The sequence below is a fragment of the Aeromonas sp. EERV15 genome, from assembly GCF_900079845.1.
Lineage (GTDB): Bacteria > Pseudomonadota > Gammaproteobacteria > Enterobacterales > Aeromonadaceae > Aeromonas > Aeromonas sobria.
Genome location: NZ_FKKY02000008.1, coordinates 15714 through 30796, shown reverse-complemented (window position 1 = coordinate 30796; position 15083 = coordinate 15714). Strand labels below are relative to the sequence as shown.

At 58.3% G+C, this 15083-nt stretch carries 11 protein-coding genes; 7 read left to right on the top strand and 4 right to left on the bottom strand.

The features are described from left to right. Window positions 1–69 precede the first annotated feature (69 nt). Window positions 70–3528 carry a transcription-repair coupling factor gene (mfd, locus tag BN4575_RS08545; protein ID WP_068977874.1) on the bottom strand — a complete coding sequence of 1153 codons (3459 nt, stop codon included), beginning with the start codon at window positions 3526–3528 and terminating at the stop codon, window positions 70–72. A gap of 50 nt (window positions 3529–3578) precedes the next feature. Beyond that, window positions 3579–4154: a hypothetical protein gene (locus tag BN4575_RS08540; RefSeq protein ID WP_042020891.1), complete on the bottom strand. Its 576-nt coding sequence runs from the start codon at window positions 4152–4154 to the stop codon at window positions 3579–3581. A gap of 76 nt (window positions 4155–4230) precedes the next feature. On the opposite strand from BN4575_RS08540, the gene BN4575_RS08535 reads away from it, so the two are divergent. The 3 genes from BN4575_RS08535 (at window position 4231) to lolE (ending at window position 7515) form a co-directional block, all read left to right on the top strand. Beyond that, window positions 4231–5466, top strand: coding sequence for a lipoprotein-releasing ABC transporter permease subunit (locus tag BN4575_RS08535; protein WP_068977873.1), 1236 nt, complete (start codon window positions 4231–4233; stop codon window positions 5464–5466). Between the two features lie 109 nt (window positions 5467–5575). Next, window positions 5576–6274 (top strand): lipoprotein-releasing ABC transporter ATP-binding protein LolD, encoded by a 699-nt coding sequence (gene lolD / locus BN4575_RS08530; RefSeq protein ID WP_068977872.1) that lies wholly within the window; start codon window positions 5576–5578, stop codon window positions 6272–6274. Then, the gene (gene lolE / locus BN4575_RS08525) at window positions 6274–7515 is read left to right on the top strand and encodes a lipoprotein-releasing ABC transporter permease subunit LolE (protein WP_068977871.1); all 1242 of its coding nucleotides are present in this window, start codon (window positions 6274–6276) and stop codon (window positions 7513–7515) included. The genes lolD and lolE overlap by 1 nt, the downstream gene beginning before the upstream one ends. A gap of 81 nt (window positions 7516–7596) precedes the next feature. On the opposite strand, the gene yfbR is transcribed toward lolE, so the two are convergent. Together yfbR and BN4575_RS08515 are read right to left on the bottom strand one after the other, a co-directional pair. After that, complete coding sequence (yfbR, locus tag BN4575_RS08520) at window positions 7597–8199, bottom strand: 5'-deoxynucleotidase (protein WP_068977870.1); 603 nt, start codon at window positions 8197–8199, stop codon at window positions 7597–7599. 92 nt (window positions 8200–8291) lie between these two features. Then, the gene (locus BN4575_RS08515; protein ID WP_068977869.1) at window positions 8292–8726 is read right to left on the bottom strand and encodes a YccF domain-containing protein; all 435 of its coding nucleotides are present in this window, start codon (window positions 8724–8726) and stop codon (window positions 8292–8294) included. 453 nt (window positions 8727–9179) lie between these two features. Here BN4575_RS08515 and tig point away from each other — a divergent pair, with 453 nt between their 5' ends. The 4 genes from tig to lon all read left to right on the top strand — a co-directional run bounded on the left by tig (window position 9180) and on the right by lon (window position 15041). Then, window positions 9180–10490 (top strand): trigger factor, encoded by a 1311-nt coding sequence (gene tig, locus BN4575_RS08510; protein WP_068977868.1) that lies wholly within the window; start codon window positions 9180–9182, stop codon window positions 10488–10490. 86 nt (window positions 10491–10576) lie between these two features. Continuing rightward, window positions 10577–11200, top strand: a complete 624-nt coding sequence (clpP, locus tag BN4575_RS08505) for an ATP-dependent Clp endopeptidase proteolytic subunit ClpP (RefSeq protein ID WP_042020882.1) — start codon at window positions 10577–10579, stop codon at window positions 11198–11200. 70 nt (window positions 11201–11270) lie between these two features. Further along, entirely contained in the window at window positions 11271–12545 is a 1275-nt protein-coding gene (gene clpX / locus BN4575_RS08500; RefSeq protein WP_042020881.1) for an ATP-dependent protease ATP-binding subunit ClpX, read from the top strand. 141 nt (window positions 12546–12686) lie between these two features. Further along, window positions 12687–15041, top strand: a complete 2355-nt coding sequence (gene lon, locus BN4575_RS08495; RefSeq protein ID WP_068977867.1) for an endopeptidase La — start codon at window positions 12687–12689, stop codon at window positions 15039–15041. The last annotated feature ends 42 nt before the right edge of the window (window positions 15042–15083 follow it).

Below are 15083 nucleotides of genomic sequence, written 5' to 3'. Positions count from 1 at the left end.
ACGGGAACCAATTTGGCTCCCGTTTTCGTTGGCTTCATTTGCTGGGCTATCTGCCAGCAAGGCTCGCCCTCACAGGCTGTTGTTGGCAAGATCTGCCAGCAAGCCATCCACCAGCTTGAGGCGCATGGCGCGCTCCTGGGTGGGCATTTGAAAACGCAGCCGGGTCGGCCCGTCCATCTTGTAGACCCGTGGCTGGCTGGAGAGCAGCTTGACCAGATAGGCCGGATTGACCTTGGTTTCTTGTGTGAAGTCCAGATAGCCGCCGCGCTCGCTCATCTCTACCCGGCGAATGCCCAGCGCTGTGGCACGCTGGCGGAAGGCCGCCAGCTCCAGCAGGGTTTTGGACGCCTCCGGCAGCAGGCCAAAACGGTCTATCAGCTCCACTTTCAGTTCGCGCAGCTCCTGCTCGTCCGCCGCGCTGGCGATCCGCTTGTACATGGAGAGCCGCATATTGACGTCCGGAATATAGTCATCCGGCAACAGTGCAGGCAGGCGCAGCTCCACCTCGGTGTGCTGGCTCATCAGTTGTTCCAGTGACGGCTCCTTGCCATTTTTCAGCGCCTCGACCGCCTGCTCCAGCATCTCCATATAGAGGGTGAAGCCAACCGATTCGATCTGGCCGCTCTGATCGTCACCGAGCAGCTCGCCCGCGCCACGGATCTCCAGATCGTGGGTCGCCAGCGCAAAACCGGCGCCGAGATCCTCAAGGGCGGCGATCGCCTCCAGCCGCTTGACCGCATCCTTGCTCATCAGCTTGGGGTGTGGCGTGAGCAGGTAGGCATAGGCCTGATGGTGAGAGCGGCCAACCCGGCCCCGCAACTGGTGCAACTGGGCCAATCCCAAGTGATCCGCCCGATCCATGATGATGGTGTTGGCGCTCGGCACATCGATACCGGTTTCGATGATGGTGGTGCAGACCAGCAGATTGAAACGCTGGTGGTAGAAGTCGGACATGATCCGCTCAAGGTCGCGTTCGCGCATCTGACCGTGGGCGATCCCGATGCGTGCCTCGGGTACCAGCTCCGCCAGATCGGCGGCGCATTTTTCGATGCTCTCCACATCGTTGTGCAGGTAGTAAACCTGACCGCCGCGCTTGAGTTCCCGCAGCACCGCTTCGCGCACCACCGCCGGTTCGTGCTGGCGCACGAAGGTCTTGATGGCAAGCCGTTTGGCGGGCGGGGTGGCGATGATGGAGAGATCCCGCATCCCCGCCATCGCCATATTGAGGGTGCGCGGGATGGGGGTGGCGGTGAGGGTGAGGATATCCACATCGGCACGCAGCGCCTTGATCTTCTCCTTTTGGCGCACCCCGAATCTGTGCTCCTCATCGACCACCAGCAAGCCCAGATCCTTGAAGGTGAGCTCGGCGCCGAGCAGCTTGTGGGTACCGATGATGATATCCACCTTGCCTTCTGCCAGCTCTTTCAAGACGCTGGTCTGCTCCTTGGCGGAGCGGAAGCGGCTCAACACCTCGACCCGCACTGGCCAGTTGGCAAAGCGATCGCGGAAGTTGTCGTAGTGCTGTTGCGCCAGCAGGGTGGTGGGCACCAGTACGGCGACCTGCTTGCCGCCATGGACGGCCACGAAGGCGGCACGCATCGCCACTTCGGTCTTGCCAAAGCCCACATCGCCGCACACCAGTCGATCCATGCTCTTGGCTTGACACATGTCCCCCAGCACCGAATTGATGGCGTTGAGCTGATCGTCGGTCTCCTCGAACGGGAAGCTGGCGGCAAACTGGCGATAGGCCTCTTTGTCGTGTTTGAAGGCAAAACCGGCGCGAGCGGCGCGTATGGCATAGACATCCAGCAACTCGGCCGCCACGTCGCGCACCTTCTCGGCCGCCTTGCGCCGCGCCTTGACCCAGGCTTCGCCGCCAAGTTTGTGGCTGGGCGGGTTATCAGAGCCGGTGTAGCGGCTGATGAGGTGCAAACTGGTGACCGGCACGAACAGCTTGTCGCCACCGGCATATTCGAGGGTGAGGAACTCGGTGGGCAGGCCACCGGCGTCGATGGTTTCGAGCCCCAGATAGCGGCCGACCCCGTGATCCAGATGCACCACCGGCTGGCCTTGAGTCAGCTCGCCGAGGTTGCGGATCACCGCATCAGAGCTCAGGTTCTTGCTCTTCTCCCGCGCCCGCTTGCTGCGCACCTTGCCGCCCAGCAGTTCGGTCTCGGTGATCAGCGCCAATGGATCCTGACCGGCCTCCTGCCACAGGAAGCCGCGCTCCAGCGGCGCCACCAGCAGACCGTGGCGGGCCTTGCTCGCCATGAAATCCCTTAACGAGGCGAACTCTTTGGGTTGCAGCGAGATACGCGCCAGCAGATCGCCGAGCACTTCCCGCCGCCCTTCGGACTCCACCGCAAACAGGGTGCGACCGGCAAAGCCTTGCAGGAACTGGTTCAGCGCCAGCAGGGGTTGCTCCTTGCTGTGATCAAGTTGCAGCTCGGGTAGCGCCGAGATGGGCAGATCGTGCTGGCCTGCATCGCCAGCGGTAGGGGCCTCTTGCAACCGTACGGCGCCATATTGACCGAGGGCGGCAAACAGCTGCTCTACCGGCAGATAGAGCTGTGTCGGTGGCAGCAGGGGGCGGGTGTTGTCCCAGCGGCGGTCTTCATAGCGCTGGTCGATGTCATTCCAGAAGCGCTGGGCGGCGGGGTAGATATCCCCCACGGTGAGCAGCAGGGTGTTTTGTGGCAGATAGTCAAACAGGCTGGCGGTCTGGTTGAAAAAGAGCGGCAGATAATACTCGATGCCAGCGGGCCAGCGCCCTTTGCTCACCTCCTGATAGACGGAACCCTCGGCCCGCGACAGTTCGAACTGCTCGCGAAACTGCCCGCGAAACAGCTCGATGGCCGCCTCGTCGGTGGGGAACTCCCGGGCAGGCAGCAGGCTGACGGTCTTGACCGGTTCACTGGAGCGCTGGGTCTCGGGATCGAACGGGCGAATGGAGTCCACTTCGTCATCGAAGAAGTCGATGCGATAGGGGCTGTTGCTGCCCATGGGGAAGAGATCGAGCAGGGAGCCACGGGCGGCAAATTCGCCATGCTCCAGCACCTGATCCACCGCCACATAGCCCGCTTCGGCCAGACGCCCCCGCAGTTGTTGCAGGTTGAGGCGCTGCCCGGCCTTTACCACCAGGCTGTATTTGTCGAGATAGACCCGGGGGGCGCAGCGCAACATCAGGGTAGAGATGGGGACGATCAGTACCCCTTTACTCATCTGTGGCAGCTTGTAGAGGGTCTCGAGCCGCTGGGAGATGATGTCCTGATGGGGGGAGAAGGTGTCGTAGGGCAGGGTTTCCCAGTCGGGAAACAGCAGCACCGGACAGTCCTGCTCAGCCAGCAGATACTGCAGCTCCTGCTCAAGGCGCAGGGCACTCGGGGTATCTGCGGTGATAAGCAGTACCGGGCCCTTGGCTTCACTGGTGAGACGGGCTGCAATCAGCGAGAGGCTGCTGCCGACCAGCTGGCCGAGGGTTAACTTCTGGCCCGCTTTGGCGGGTAAGGCGGGGAGCGTTATGGGCATTGTTCGATTCTTTTAACGTTGACGTGATCTATCGTTGGCATTCGCTGTGGTCAGCGCTGACGCTCTTGGGCGCGCAGCTTGAGTTGCTTGGACTGCACATGCAGGCTGGCACGCACCAGCAGTTCACGGTCATCTTCGCGGATCCGCACATAATCGAGCAGCACATGGGTGCCATTCTCGCTGCGGTCGAGCTGTTTTACCTGGCCATAGCAGTAGATGGCAGCCGCTTCATCGTGCAAGAAAATTTTGAGCCGCACGATCTGCTGCAACCGGGGAACATCGCCATGGCCATGAGCGGGATGCAGGTAAGTGAGCTGACCCGCGCTAAAGCGCAGGGTGTAGAAACGTTGTTCCGGGTGGTCCTGTACTGACAACACATATCCCATGATCAGGTCGATCTTGCGGGACTGCTGGTTGACGATTTCGATCAGATCGTGCATCGACTCGTTTTGATTGCGCAGCAGGCGAGTGGTCACCAGATCGATGGATGTAATGGATGACGAAATCCGAAAGGGCTCCGGTAACTCAGCATCCAGCTCCGCCAGCGAGGGGAGATGGAAGTCGGCCGGCATGGGGATCACATTGACCGGCGTGGCATGAGTGACGCTGAAGAACTGTTCCTGCATGGAGGCTATCCCTTGTTGTCATGGACGGTTTCCCTTTATTATCCGGTATCTTATTTTGTTGGCAACGTACATATCCTTGAAGACCGGACTTTTTCAGCCCCTTTCGCTGGCCATCGGCCTGCGTTATGCCGGCTCGAAGCGCAGCAATCGCTTCGTCTCATTTATCTCCCTGTTCTCTACTTTTGGCATTGCCATCGGGGTCGCCGCCCTGATGGTGGTCATTTCGGTGATGAACGGTTTCGAAGGGCAGCTCAAGGGGCGCATCCTCGGGGTGATCCCCCATGTGGTGGTGACCAGTCAGGCCGGCCGCATTGATGCAGATCCGCAAGGTTTGCCGGATCTGGCCACCTTGCCCCATGTGGTGGCAACGGCCCCCATGCTCGACAGCGAAGGGATGCTGCAAAGCCCCGGCCAGCTGACCGGGGTCAGCGTGCAGGGGATTGACCCCGCCCACTGGCCCAAGGATGACATTCTTCACAGCCAGATGCTGGGGGGGCGCCTTGATACCTTGCAGGCCGGTCACTATCAGATTGTGCTGGGGCAGGGGGTAGCGCGCCGTCTCAATGTCTCCATCGGGGATCAGGTGCGGCTGCTCCTCACTGAAGGAACCCGTTTTACGCCGTTTGGCCGGGTGCCAGCCCAGCGTCTCTTTACCGTCTCCGGCATCTTCGGGGTCGGCGCTGACGTGGATAACCAGATTGCACTCATTGCGTTGGGGGATGCCCAGCGGTTGTTGCGCCTGCCGACCGACACCGTCGGGGGCATTCGCCTCTGGCTTGATGATCCCTTTGCGGTCGATGAGGTGATCAAAACTGCGCTGCCCGACGGGCTGCAGTGGCAGGATTGGCGCCGCGAGCGGGGCGAGCTGTTCCAGGCGGTGGCCATGGAAAAACGGATGATGGGGCTGATGCTGGTGCTGATCATCGCCGTGGCCACCTTCAATATCCTCTCGGCACTGGTGATGGTGGTCAGTGACAAGGAGGGGGAAGTGGCCATTTTGCGCACCATGGGCATGAGCGAGTCCGGTATCGTCAAGATCTTCATGGTACTCGGTGCATCCAGCGGGGTGATTGGTGCCCTGTTTGGCGGATTGGCGGGTCTTGCGCTCTCCCTGGGTCTCAACCCCCTGCTCAACGGGGTGGGGCTCAACCTCTATATGGCGGCGGGCGGCAGTGGCTTGCCGGTCATCGTCGAGCCCAGTCAGGTCATAACCATTTTGCTGGGCGCCGTGCTGTTGAGCTTCAGCGCCACGCTCTATCCTGCTGTTCGTGCGGCGCGGGTCAAACCGGCTGAGGCGTTACGTTATGAGTAACGCGGTGAATAATGCATCTTCTGTTGTTAGCGCCGGTGTGAATGCCGGTGTTGTTAATGGTGCCGTGACCGGTGCCAGTGTAGTTACTGAGGCAAGTGGAGCCCCTTGTATGAATGAAGCCGTATCCCGTGAACCTCTGCTGCGCTGTCAGGCGCTCAATCATGTCTATCAAGAGGGTGAGCTGGAGACCCAGGTGCTCAAGGGGATCGATCTTTGCGTCGCACCGGGCGAAATGCTGGCGGTAGTGGGCAGCTCGGGCTCCGGCAAGACCACCTTGCTGCACTTGATGGGGGCGTTAGATAACCCTTCCAGCGGCGCTGTGTTGTTCAAGGGGGAGGATATCCACCACTGGGATAGCCTTACTCAGGCGCGCTTTCGCAACCGCGAGCTGGGCTTTGTCTACCAGTTCCACCACCTGCTCTCCGAGTTCAGTGCGCTCGAAAATACCGCCATGCCGCTGCTGATCGCCGGTGAGTCGGTGGCGGTTGCCACCGAAAAGGCGACCAAAATGCTGGGGCGAGTGGGGCTATCCCATCGTTTGGATCACCGTCCCTCCGAGCTCTCCGGTGGCGAACGTCAACGGGTAGCGATTGCCCGTGCATTGGTCAATGAGCCGAGTCTGGTGCTGGCGGATGAACCGACCGGTAATCTGGATCACGCCAGTGCTACTGCCGTCTATGAACTGCTGTGCGAATTGAATCGTGAACTGGGCACTGCGTTTGTGGTGGTGACTCACGACTTGAGTCTGGCGGCCAAGCTCCATCGCCGGGTAACCCTGGTGAGCGGCGTGATGGCGGAGGTTGCCTGATGTTCAAACCGCTGCCCCTTTTTCTGGGCCTGCGTTACAGCCGTTCCCGCCGTCGCAACGGGTTTATCGCCTTTATCTCCGCCTCCTCCCTGATCGGTATTGCCCTTGGGGTGATGGCGCTGATTTTGGGCCTCTCCGCCATGAACGGCTTTGAGCGGGAGCTCAAAGATCGGGTGTTATCTGTGGTGCCGCAGGGCGAGCTGGATGCGGTCGAGCAGCCGTTGCCCGACTGGCCCCGGCTGCGGGACTATCTGCTGGCCCAGCCCGGTGTCGAGGCTGCGGCACCGGTGATCCGTTTGAACGGCCTGCTGGAACACGGCTCCGCCCTCAAGGGGGTGCAACTGCGCGCCGTGCTGCCGGAGCTGGAAGCCAACTTGTCGGATGCGGGCAAATACATGACGGGTCGCGGCCTGCGTGAGCTGCAACCGGGCGAGCATGGGGTGATCCTCGGCAAGACCATCGCCGACAAGCTGGGGGTCAAGGTGGGGGATTCTATCGCCCTGCTGCTGCCGCAAGGGGGCGATCAGGCGGGGATCAAAAATCCCAAACGGGAAGCACTGACCGTAGTGGGATTGCTGGAGATCGGCGGTCAACTCGACGGGCTGCTCGGCTTTATGCATCTGGCGGATGCCCAGACCATCACTGGCATGGGCAGCGGCGTGGAGGGCTTTAGCCTGCGAGTGAGCGACGTGCTCAAGGCGCAGTCGATCACGGTTGCCGCCGCGCAGCAGTTCCCCCATCACGTCTATATCCGCAGCTGGATGAACAGCCAGGGCTACCTCTATCAGGATATCCAGATGGTGCGTACCGTGATGTATGTGGTGATGCTGATGGTGGTGGCGGTGGCCTGTTTCAACATTGTCTCCACTCTGGTGATGGCGGTGAACGAGAAACGCAGCGAGATTGCCATCCTCAAGACCATGGGTGCGAGCCCCGGCCAGATCCGGCTCACCTTCGTGATTCAGGGGATGGTCAACGGCGTAGCGGGGGCGCTGCTCGGTGCTCTGCTGGGTGGGCTGCTCTCCAGCAAGCTGACCCAGATCTTAAGTTTTATCGAGGGGTTGATCGGCCACCGTTTCCTCAATCCGGATATCTACTTCATCGACTTTCTGCCGACCGAGTTGCATATGCAGGATCTGCTCATTGTGACTGGCGCCGCCATCCTGATGAGTCTGGTGGCAACCCTCTATCCCGCCTGGCGGGCGAGTGGTCTGGTGCCGTCCCGCGAGCTGGGTCATTGATGCTGGCATCTAATCCGTAATAAATAACGAAGGGCCCGCCGGTGCAAACCGGCGGGCCCTTCTGTTTTCAGGTGGCGTGGCTTAGTGAGCGTTGAGCTCATCGAGCGGCAGCGAGAAGCTGGCCACAAAGGTGTCGATAAAGTAGCGCATCTCCTCACTCATCCGTGCTTCGAGCATGGCTTCGAGGCGCTTGCGAGCCGGTTCGAACTCCCGATTGCCGGCGTTGATCTCCTCCAGACACTTGGTATAGGCACAGAGGGTGTCGGCATCCTTGACCAGTCTGGCTAGCTCCTCATACTGGGTGCCCGATTGTACGCGAGAGTCGAGCAACGGGCGAAAATCCTCGATCAGTTCCAGTGGCAGCATGGCGAGTAGCCGCTGCTCGGCGGCGAGTTCGATCTTCTTGTACTCGCGGGCAATTTCGGGATTGAAGTATTTGACCGGAGTGGGCAGATCGCCGGTCAGCACTTCGCTGCTGTCGTGGTAGAGCGCCATCACGGCGGCGCGGTCGGCATTCACGCTGCCGCCAAACAGCCGGTTTTTGATGATGCCGAGGGCATGGGCCACCATGGCGACCTGCAGGCTGTGCTCGGCGATGTTCTCGGGCTGGATATTGCGCATCAGCGGCCAGCGGTAGATCAGCTTCATGCGGGCGAGGTTGGCGAAAAAGTGGCTGGGTAACATGACGGTCTCAACAGTGGCAATAGAAAAGGGCAGACCCTAGTCTGCCCTTTTTTTCGTTGCAGGGCAGTGCACGCCCGCGCATTTTCCCGCGTTTAGCGGATATAGCGGCCTGATTCAGCCTCGTGGTTGGTCACGATCATCTGGCCAATGGGGGCCAGGCTGATGAGTGCCAACTTGAGGTGCTGGATACCAAACGGAATGCCGATGATGGTCACGAAGCAGGCCAGCGCCGAAGCGATGTGGCCGATTGCCAGCCAGACACCGATCAGCACAAACCAGATAATGTTGCCTATCAGCCCCAGGGTGCCGGTGCCGATATCGCTGAAGCCGGTCATGCTCTTGCGATTGACCGCCTGCTTGCCGAACGGGAAGAAGGTAAAGGTACCGATCACAAAGCAGGCGCGGCCCCATGGGATGCCGATCAGCGAGATAAAACAGAGCAGACCGGCTAGCCACCAGGCCAGGCCCATAACGATGCCTCCCAGGACAAACCAGAGCAGATTGAACAAAAAGCGGAAAAAGCCCATGTGAGTGACTCCAGATTCATCAATTTGGCTGTCACCATAACGAGGGAGGGCAGGGGACGCAATGTCTGATTAGGTCAATCTTCGTTTGGCGGGACAAATTGAGTCGTTGCCACGGCTGGCCTGTTGTTTATGACCGGTTTTGACCCGAAAAACGGGCAATAAACCGCCATCTGGATAAAAAGAACGGCGTAAACGCAAAATTATCGCCAACCAATGGTTGAAGTCGTGCATCTCTCTCCCCATATAAAGGAAAGTTTTGCAAGAATTGTGCTGGCACGCCACTCAATGTGGGGGATGTGTGGCTCGACTCGACCAAAGTGCGCCGCTATAATGCCGCGTCATATTTTCTCATCACAAAGACATATCGTTGTCTTTATAAACAGGAAGACTCCGGGCTTTGCCCAGGGGCAATAAAGGGTCAGCACTCAGTGCTGAGTTGAACGAGGTAGAAGAATGCAAGTTTCTGTAGAGACAACCCAGGGTCTGGAACGCCGCCTTACCATTACCGTACCGGCCGCTACCGTTGACGCCGCTGTGCGTAAAGAATTGAATGGCCTGGCCAAAACTCGTCGCATCGACGGTTTCCGTCCAGGCAAGGCGCCGGTAGCCATCATCAAGAAGATGTTTGGTGCCATGGCTCATGCCCGTGTTGCTGATGAAATGATGCAGAACAACTTCATCAAAGCCATCATCGAAAACAAGCTGAGCCCGGCTGGCGCCCCGACCATGGATCCGAAAGAGATCCAGGAAGGTCAGGATTTCGAATTCACTGCAACCTTCGAAGTATACCCGGAGTTTGAAGTGGCAGGTCTCGAGACCATCAAGGTCGAGAAGCCGGTTGCGACCGTGAAGGATGAAGATCTGGCCAACATGATCGACACCCTGCGCAAGCAGCACGCCACTTGGGCTGACTTTGATGCCGCAGCAGCCAACGACATGCGCGTGACCCTGGACTTCGTCGGTTCCATCGACGGTGAAGAGTTCGACGGCGGCAAAGCTGAAGGCTTCAACCTGGTGCTGGGCGCTGGCCGCATGATCCCTGGCTTCGAAGACGCCATCATGGGCAAGAAAGCAGGCGAAGAGTTCACCATCGAAGTGACCTTCCCGGCTGACTACCACGCTGAAAACCTGAAAGGCAAAGCAGCCAAGTTTGCTTCCAAGCTGAACAAGGTTGAAGAGCAGATCCTGCCTGAGCTGACTGAAGAGTTCGTCAAGCGTTTTGGTATCGAGAACGGTTCTGTTGAAGAGCTGAAAGCCGAAGTGCGCAAGAACATGGAACGCGAACTGGCTCAAGCCCTGAAAAACAGCGTGAAAGAGCAGGTTCTGAACGGCCTGGTTGAAGCCAACCAGATCGATCTGCCGAAAGCCGCTGTGGCTCAAGAGATCGACACCCTGCGTCAGCAAGCGCTGCAGCGCTTCGGTGGTTTCCAGGGCGGTAACGCACCTGAGCTGCCGGCTGAACTGTTCCAGGCTCAAGCCGAGCGTCGTGTACGCGTAGGCCTGCTGCTGGGTGACGTGATCCGCACCAACGAGATCAAGGCTGACGATGCCCGCGTAACCAGCATCATCGAGTCCATGGCCACTGCCTACGAAGATCCGCAGGAAGTGATCGAGCACTACCAGAAGAACGAACAGATGCTGAACGGCGTTCGTAACCTGGCAGTAGAAGATCAAGCCATCGACCTGATCCTGTCCAAAGCGCAAGTCACTGAAAAAGAACTTGCCTTTGACGAAGTGATCAACAAGTCCGGTGTCGCTGCCTAAGAACATTTGACTTAAGGTCAAGACTGTTAAGTATAATGGCTCGTGTGATCTCCACTCGGGCCATTTTATTTTAGGGACAATGCCTTATGTATAAAAACTATAACGATGTAACTGAATCCCCGCGCAATGCACTCATCCCTATGGTGGTAGAGCAAACTGCAAAAGGGGAGCGTTCCTACGACATCTATTCCCGTCTGCTGAAAGAGCGAGTGATCTTCCTGACTGGTCAGGTGGAAGATCACATGGCCAACCTGGTGGTTGCCCAGCTGCTGTTTCTTGAGTCCGAGAATCCGGACAAGGACATCTACATCTATATCAACTCTCCGGGTGGGTCGGTGACTGCGGGCATGTCTATTTATGACACCATGCAGTTCATCAAGCCGGATGTCAGCACTATCTGTATGGGGCAAGCTTGCTCCATGGGGGCCTTCTTGCTGGCCGCCGGTGCCAAGGGCAAGCGTTTCTGCCTGCCGAGTGCCCGCGTAATGATCCACCAGCCGTTGGGCGGTTTCCAGGGCCAGGCATCTGATATCCAGATCCATGCCCAAGAGATCCTGAAAATCAAGAATACCTTGAACGATCGTCTGGCTTTCCATACTGGTCAGGACATGGCTAACATTGAGCGTGACACCGATCGTGACAACTTCATGTCCGCCGAGCAGGCCGTGGCCTATGGCCTGGTTGATGGCGTGCTGAGCCAGCGTAGCTGAGCAGGGTGTTCCGGCCTGTTGTAAACTCAACAGGCTAATCCATCCTCTATTGATAAAACGAGGTTGCTGAATGACAGATAAACGCAAGGGTGAGGGTGACAAGCTGCTCTACTGTTCTTTTTGCGGCAAAAGCCAGCATGAAGTGCGTAAGCTGATCGCTGGCCCTTCCGTCTACGTGTGTGATGAGTGTGTCGAGCTGTGCAATGACATCATCCGCGAAGAGATCCGCGAGATCTCGCCGAAGCGGGATGGTAGCGAGCTGCCGACCCCTCATCAGATCCGTGCTCATCTTGATGACTATGTGATCGGGCAGGACCATGCCAAGAAGGTGCTGGCTGTTGCCGTCTACAACCACTATAAGCGTTTGCGTAACAGCGGCGAAAACAGTGGCGTGGAGCTCGGCAAATCCAACATCCTGCTGATCGGCCCAACCGGTAGCGGCAAGACCCTGCTGGCCGAGACGCTGGCTCGTCTGCTGGATGTGCCATTCACCATGGCCGATGCGACCACCCTGACCGAAGCCGGTTATGTGGGCGAGGACGTGGAGAACATCATCCAGAAGTTGCTGCAAAAGTGCGACTACGACGTAGAGAAGGCCCAGCGTGGCATTGTCTACATCGACGAGATCGACAAGATCTCCCGCAAGTCGGACAACCCTTCCATCACCCGCGATGTGTCCGGGGAAGGGGTGCAGCAGGCACTGCTCAAGCTGATTGAAGGGACCATTGCTTCCGTGCCACCGCAAGGTGGTCGCAAGCATCCGCAGCAAGAGTTTTTGCAGGTTGATACCTCCAAGATCCTCTTTATCTGTGGTGGTGCCTTTGCCGGTCTGGACAAGGTGATTGAGCAGCGTTCCGTCAAGGGAACTGGTATCGGTTTTAGTGCCGAGGTGAAATCCAAGGATGCCAAGGCAACCCTGAGCGAGACCTTCGCCAAGGTGGAGCCGGAAGATCTGATCAAATACGGTCTGATCCCCGAGTTCATCGGCCGTCTGCCGGTGGTCGCCACCCTGACTGAACTGGACGAATCCGCACTTATCCAGATCCTGAAACAGCCGAAAAACGCACTGACCAAACAGTATGCTGCGTTGTTCGATCTGGAAGGGGTTGAGCTGGAGTTCCGTGACGACGCACTGAATGCCATTGCCCGCAAGGCAATGGAGCGTAAAACCGGTGCTCGGGGCCTGCGCTCCATCGTGGAAGCTGTGCTGCTTGATACCATGTATGACCTGCCTTCTCTGGAAGGGGTCAGCAAGGTGGTGGTCGACGAAACCGTGATCAAAGGGGACTCTGCACCCTTGATGATCTACGAAAATCCTGAGACCCAGGCTGCTGTATCAGAGTAAATGTCTGATTTTTAATCAAATGAAAGGGGCTTTTTGCCCCTTTCATGCTTTTTACGGTTTCGGCGATTGAATCTCATCTCTACGCCCCCATATACTCAGCCAAGCGCTTTGCCAACGGTATAACAAGCCGAGAGGACATATATGAACCTAGAGCGTTCAGAACGCATCGAGATTCCCGTCCTGCCTCTTCGTGACGTGGTGGTGTACCCCCACATGGTCATTCCACTCTTTGTGGGGCGGGAAAAATCTATTCGCTGTCTTGAAGCGGCCATGGAGCAGGACAAAAAAGTTCTGCTGGTGGCCCAGAAGGACGCATCAACCGATGAGCCGACAGTGGAGGAGATCTTCACCGTCGGGACAGTGGCCAATATTCTCCAGATGCTCAAGCTGCCGGATGGCACCGTCAAGGTGCTGGTAGAGGGGGGGCAGCGTGCCCGCCTGGAGCGGATGATCGACGATAAGGATTTCTTCGTTGGCGAGGCGCAATACATTGCCTCCAGCACCATCGAGGAGAAGGACCAGGATGTACTGGTTCGCTCTGCTATCGGTCAGTTTGAAGGTTACATCAAGCTTAACAAGAAGATCCCGCCCGAGGTGCTCACCTCGATTTCGGCGATCGACGATGCTGCACGGCTGGCCGATACCATGGCTGCCCACATGCCGCTCAAGCTGGAAGACAAGCAGAAAGTGCTGGAGATCGTCTCTGTCTCCGAGCGCATCGAGTTCTTGATGGCGATGATGGAGTCGGAGATTGACCTGCTGCAGGTCGAGAAACGCATCCGCACGCGCGTCAAGAAGCAGATGGAGAAGAGCCAGCGCGAGTATTACCTCAACGAGCAGATGAAGGCGATCCAGAAAGAGCTGGGTGAGCTGGAAGATAGCCCGGATGAGTTCGAAGCCCTCAATCGCAAGATTGAAGAGGCTGGGATGCCAGCTGACGCCCGTGAAAAGGCGTTGGCAGAGCTCGCCAAGCTGAAAATGATGTCGCCCATGTCGGCTGAAGCTACCGTGGTTCGCAGCTATGTGGACTGGATGGTACAGGTGCCGTGGAAGGCGCGCTCCAAGGTCAAGAAAGACCTTGGCAAGGCGCAAGAGGTGCTGGATGCCGACCACTATGGCCTTGAAAAGGTCAAGGATCGCATCCTCGAGTATCTGGCAGTACAGGCGCGGGTGAACAAGCTCAAGGGCCCGATCCTTTGTCTGGTTGGGCCTCCCGGTGTGGGCAAGACCTCGCTGGGCCAGTCCATCGCCAGGGCGACCGGTCGCAAATATGTGCGGATGGCGCTGGGCGGTGTGCGTGACGAAGCGGAGATCCGTGGTCACCGCCGTACCTATATCGGTTCCATGCCTGGCAAGCTTATCCAGAAGATGGCGAAAGTCGGGGTGAAGAACCCGCTGTTCCTGCTCGACGAGATCGACAAGATGAGCTCGGACATGCGTGGTGATCCCGCATCTGCCCTGCTGGAAGTGCTGGATCCGGAACAGAACAACAGCTTTAACGATCACTATCTGGAAGTGGATTATGACCTGTCGGACGTGATGTTCGTGGCCACCTCCAACTCCATGAACATCCCGGGTCCGCTGCTGGACCGGATGGAAGTGATCCGTCTCTCCGGTTATACCGAAGACGAAAAGCTCAACATTGCCAAGCAGCATCTGCTCTCCAAGCAGATCCAGCGCAACGGCCTGAAAGAGTCCGAGATCACCATCGAGGATTCAGCCCTGGTCGGGGTGATCCGTTACTACACCCGCGAGGCGGGGGTGCGGAGTCTGGAGCGGGAGATCTCCAAGATTTGTCGCAAGGCGGTCAAGCGCATCCTGCTGGACAAGAGCATCAAGCATGTTCAGGTCAATCAGGCCAACCTCAAGGAGTTCCTCGGGGTACAGCGCTTTGATTACGGCAAGGCTGCTGACCAGAACCAGATCGGTCAGGTCTGTGGTCTGGCGTGGACCGAAGTGGGGGGGGAACTGCTCACCATCGAGACCACCAGCATGCCGGGCAAGGGCAAGCTCACGTATACCGGCTCGCTCGGTGATGTGATGCAGGAGTCCATCCAGGCTGCCATGACGGTGGTGCGTGCCCGTGCCGAGAAGCTGCGCATCAATGCCGACTTCTACGAGAAGCGTGATATTCACGTGCACGTGCCGGAAGGGGCAACCCCGAAAGATGGCCCGAGTGCTGGTATCGCCATGTGTACTGCGCTGGTCTCCAGCCTGACCGGTAATCCGGTTCGTGCGGATGTGGCGATGACTGGCGAAATCACCCTGCGCGGCGAAGTGCTGCCCATCGGTGGTCTCAAAGAGAAGTTGCTGGCGGCCCATCGTGGCGGCATCAAGCGAGTGCTTATTCCGAAAGAGAACGAGCGAGACCTTGAAGAGATCCCGGACAACGTCAAACATGACCTTGAAATTTATCCGGTTCGCTGGATTGACGAGGTGCTGGAATTGGCATTGCAGGACAATCCACAGGGGTTCGAACGCGTTTCTGTCGCGTAAATGTTGATGCGCCGCAAATTTGGCGCATTCGGTGGGTGGTTA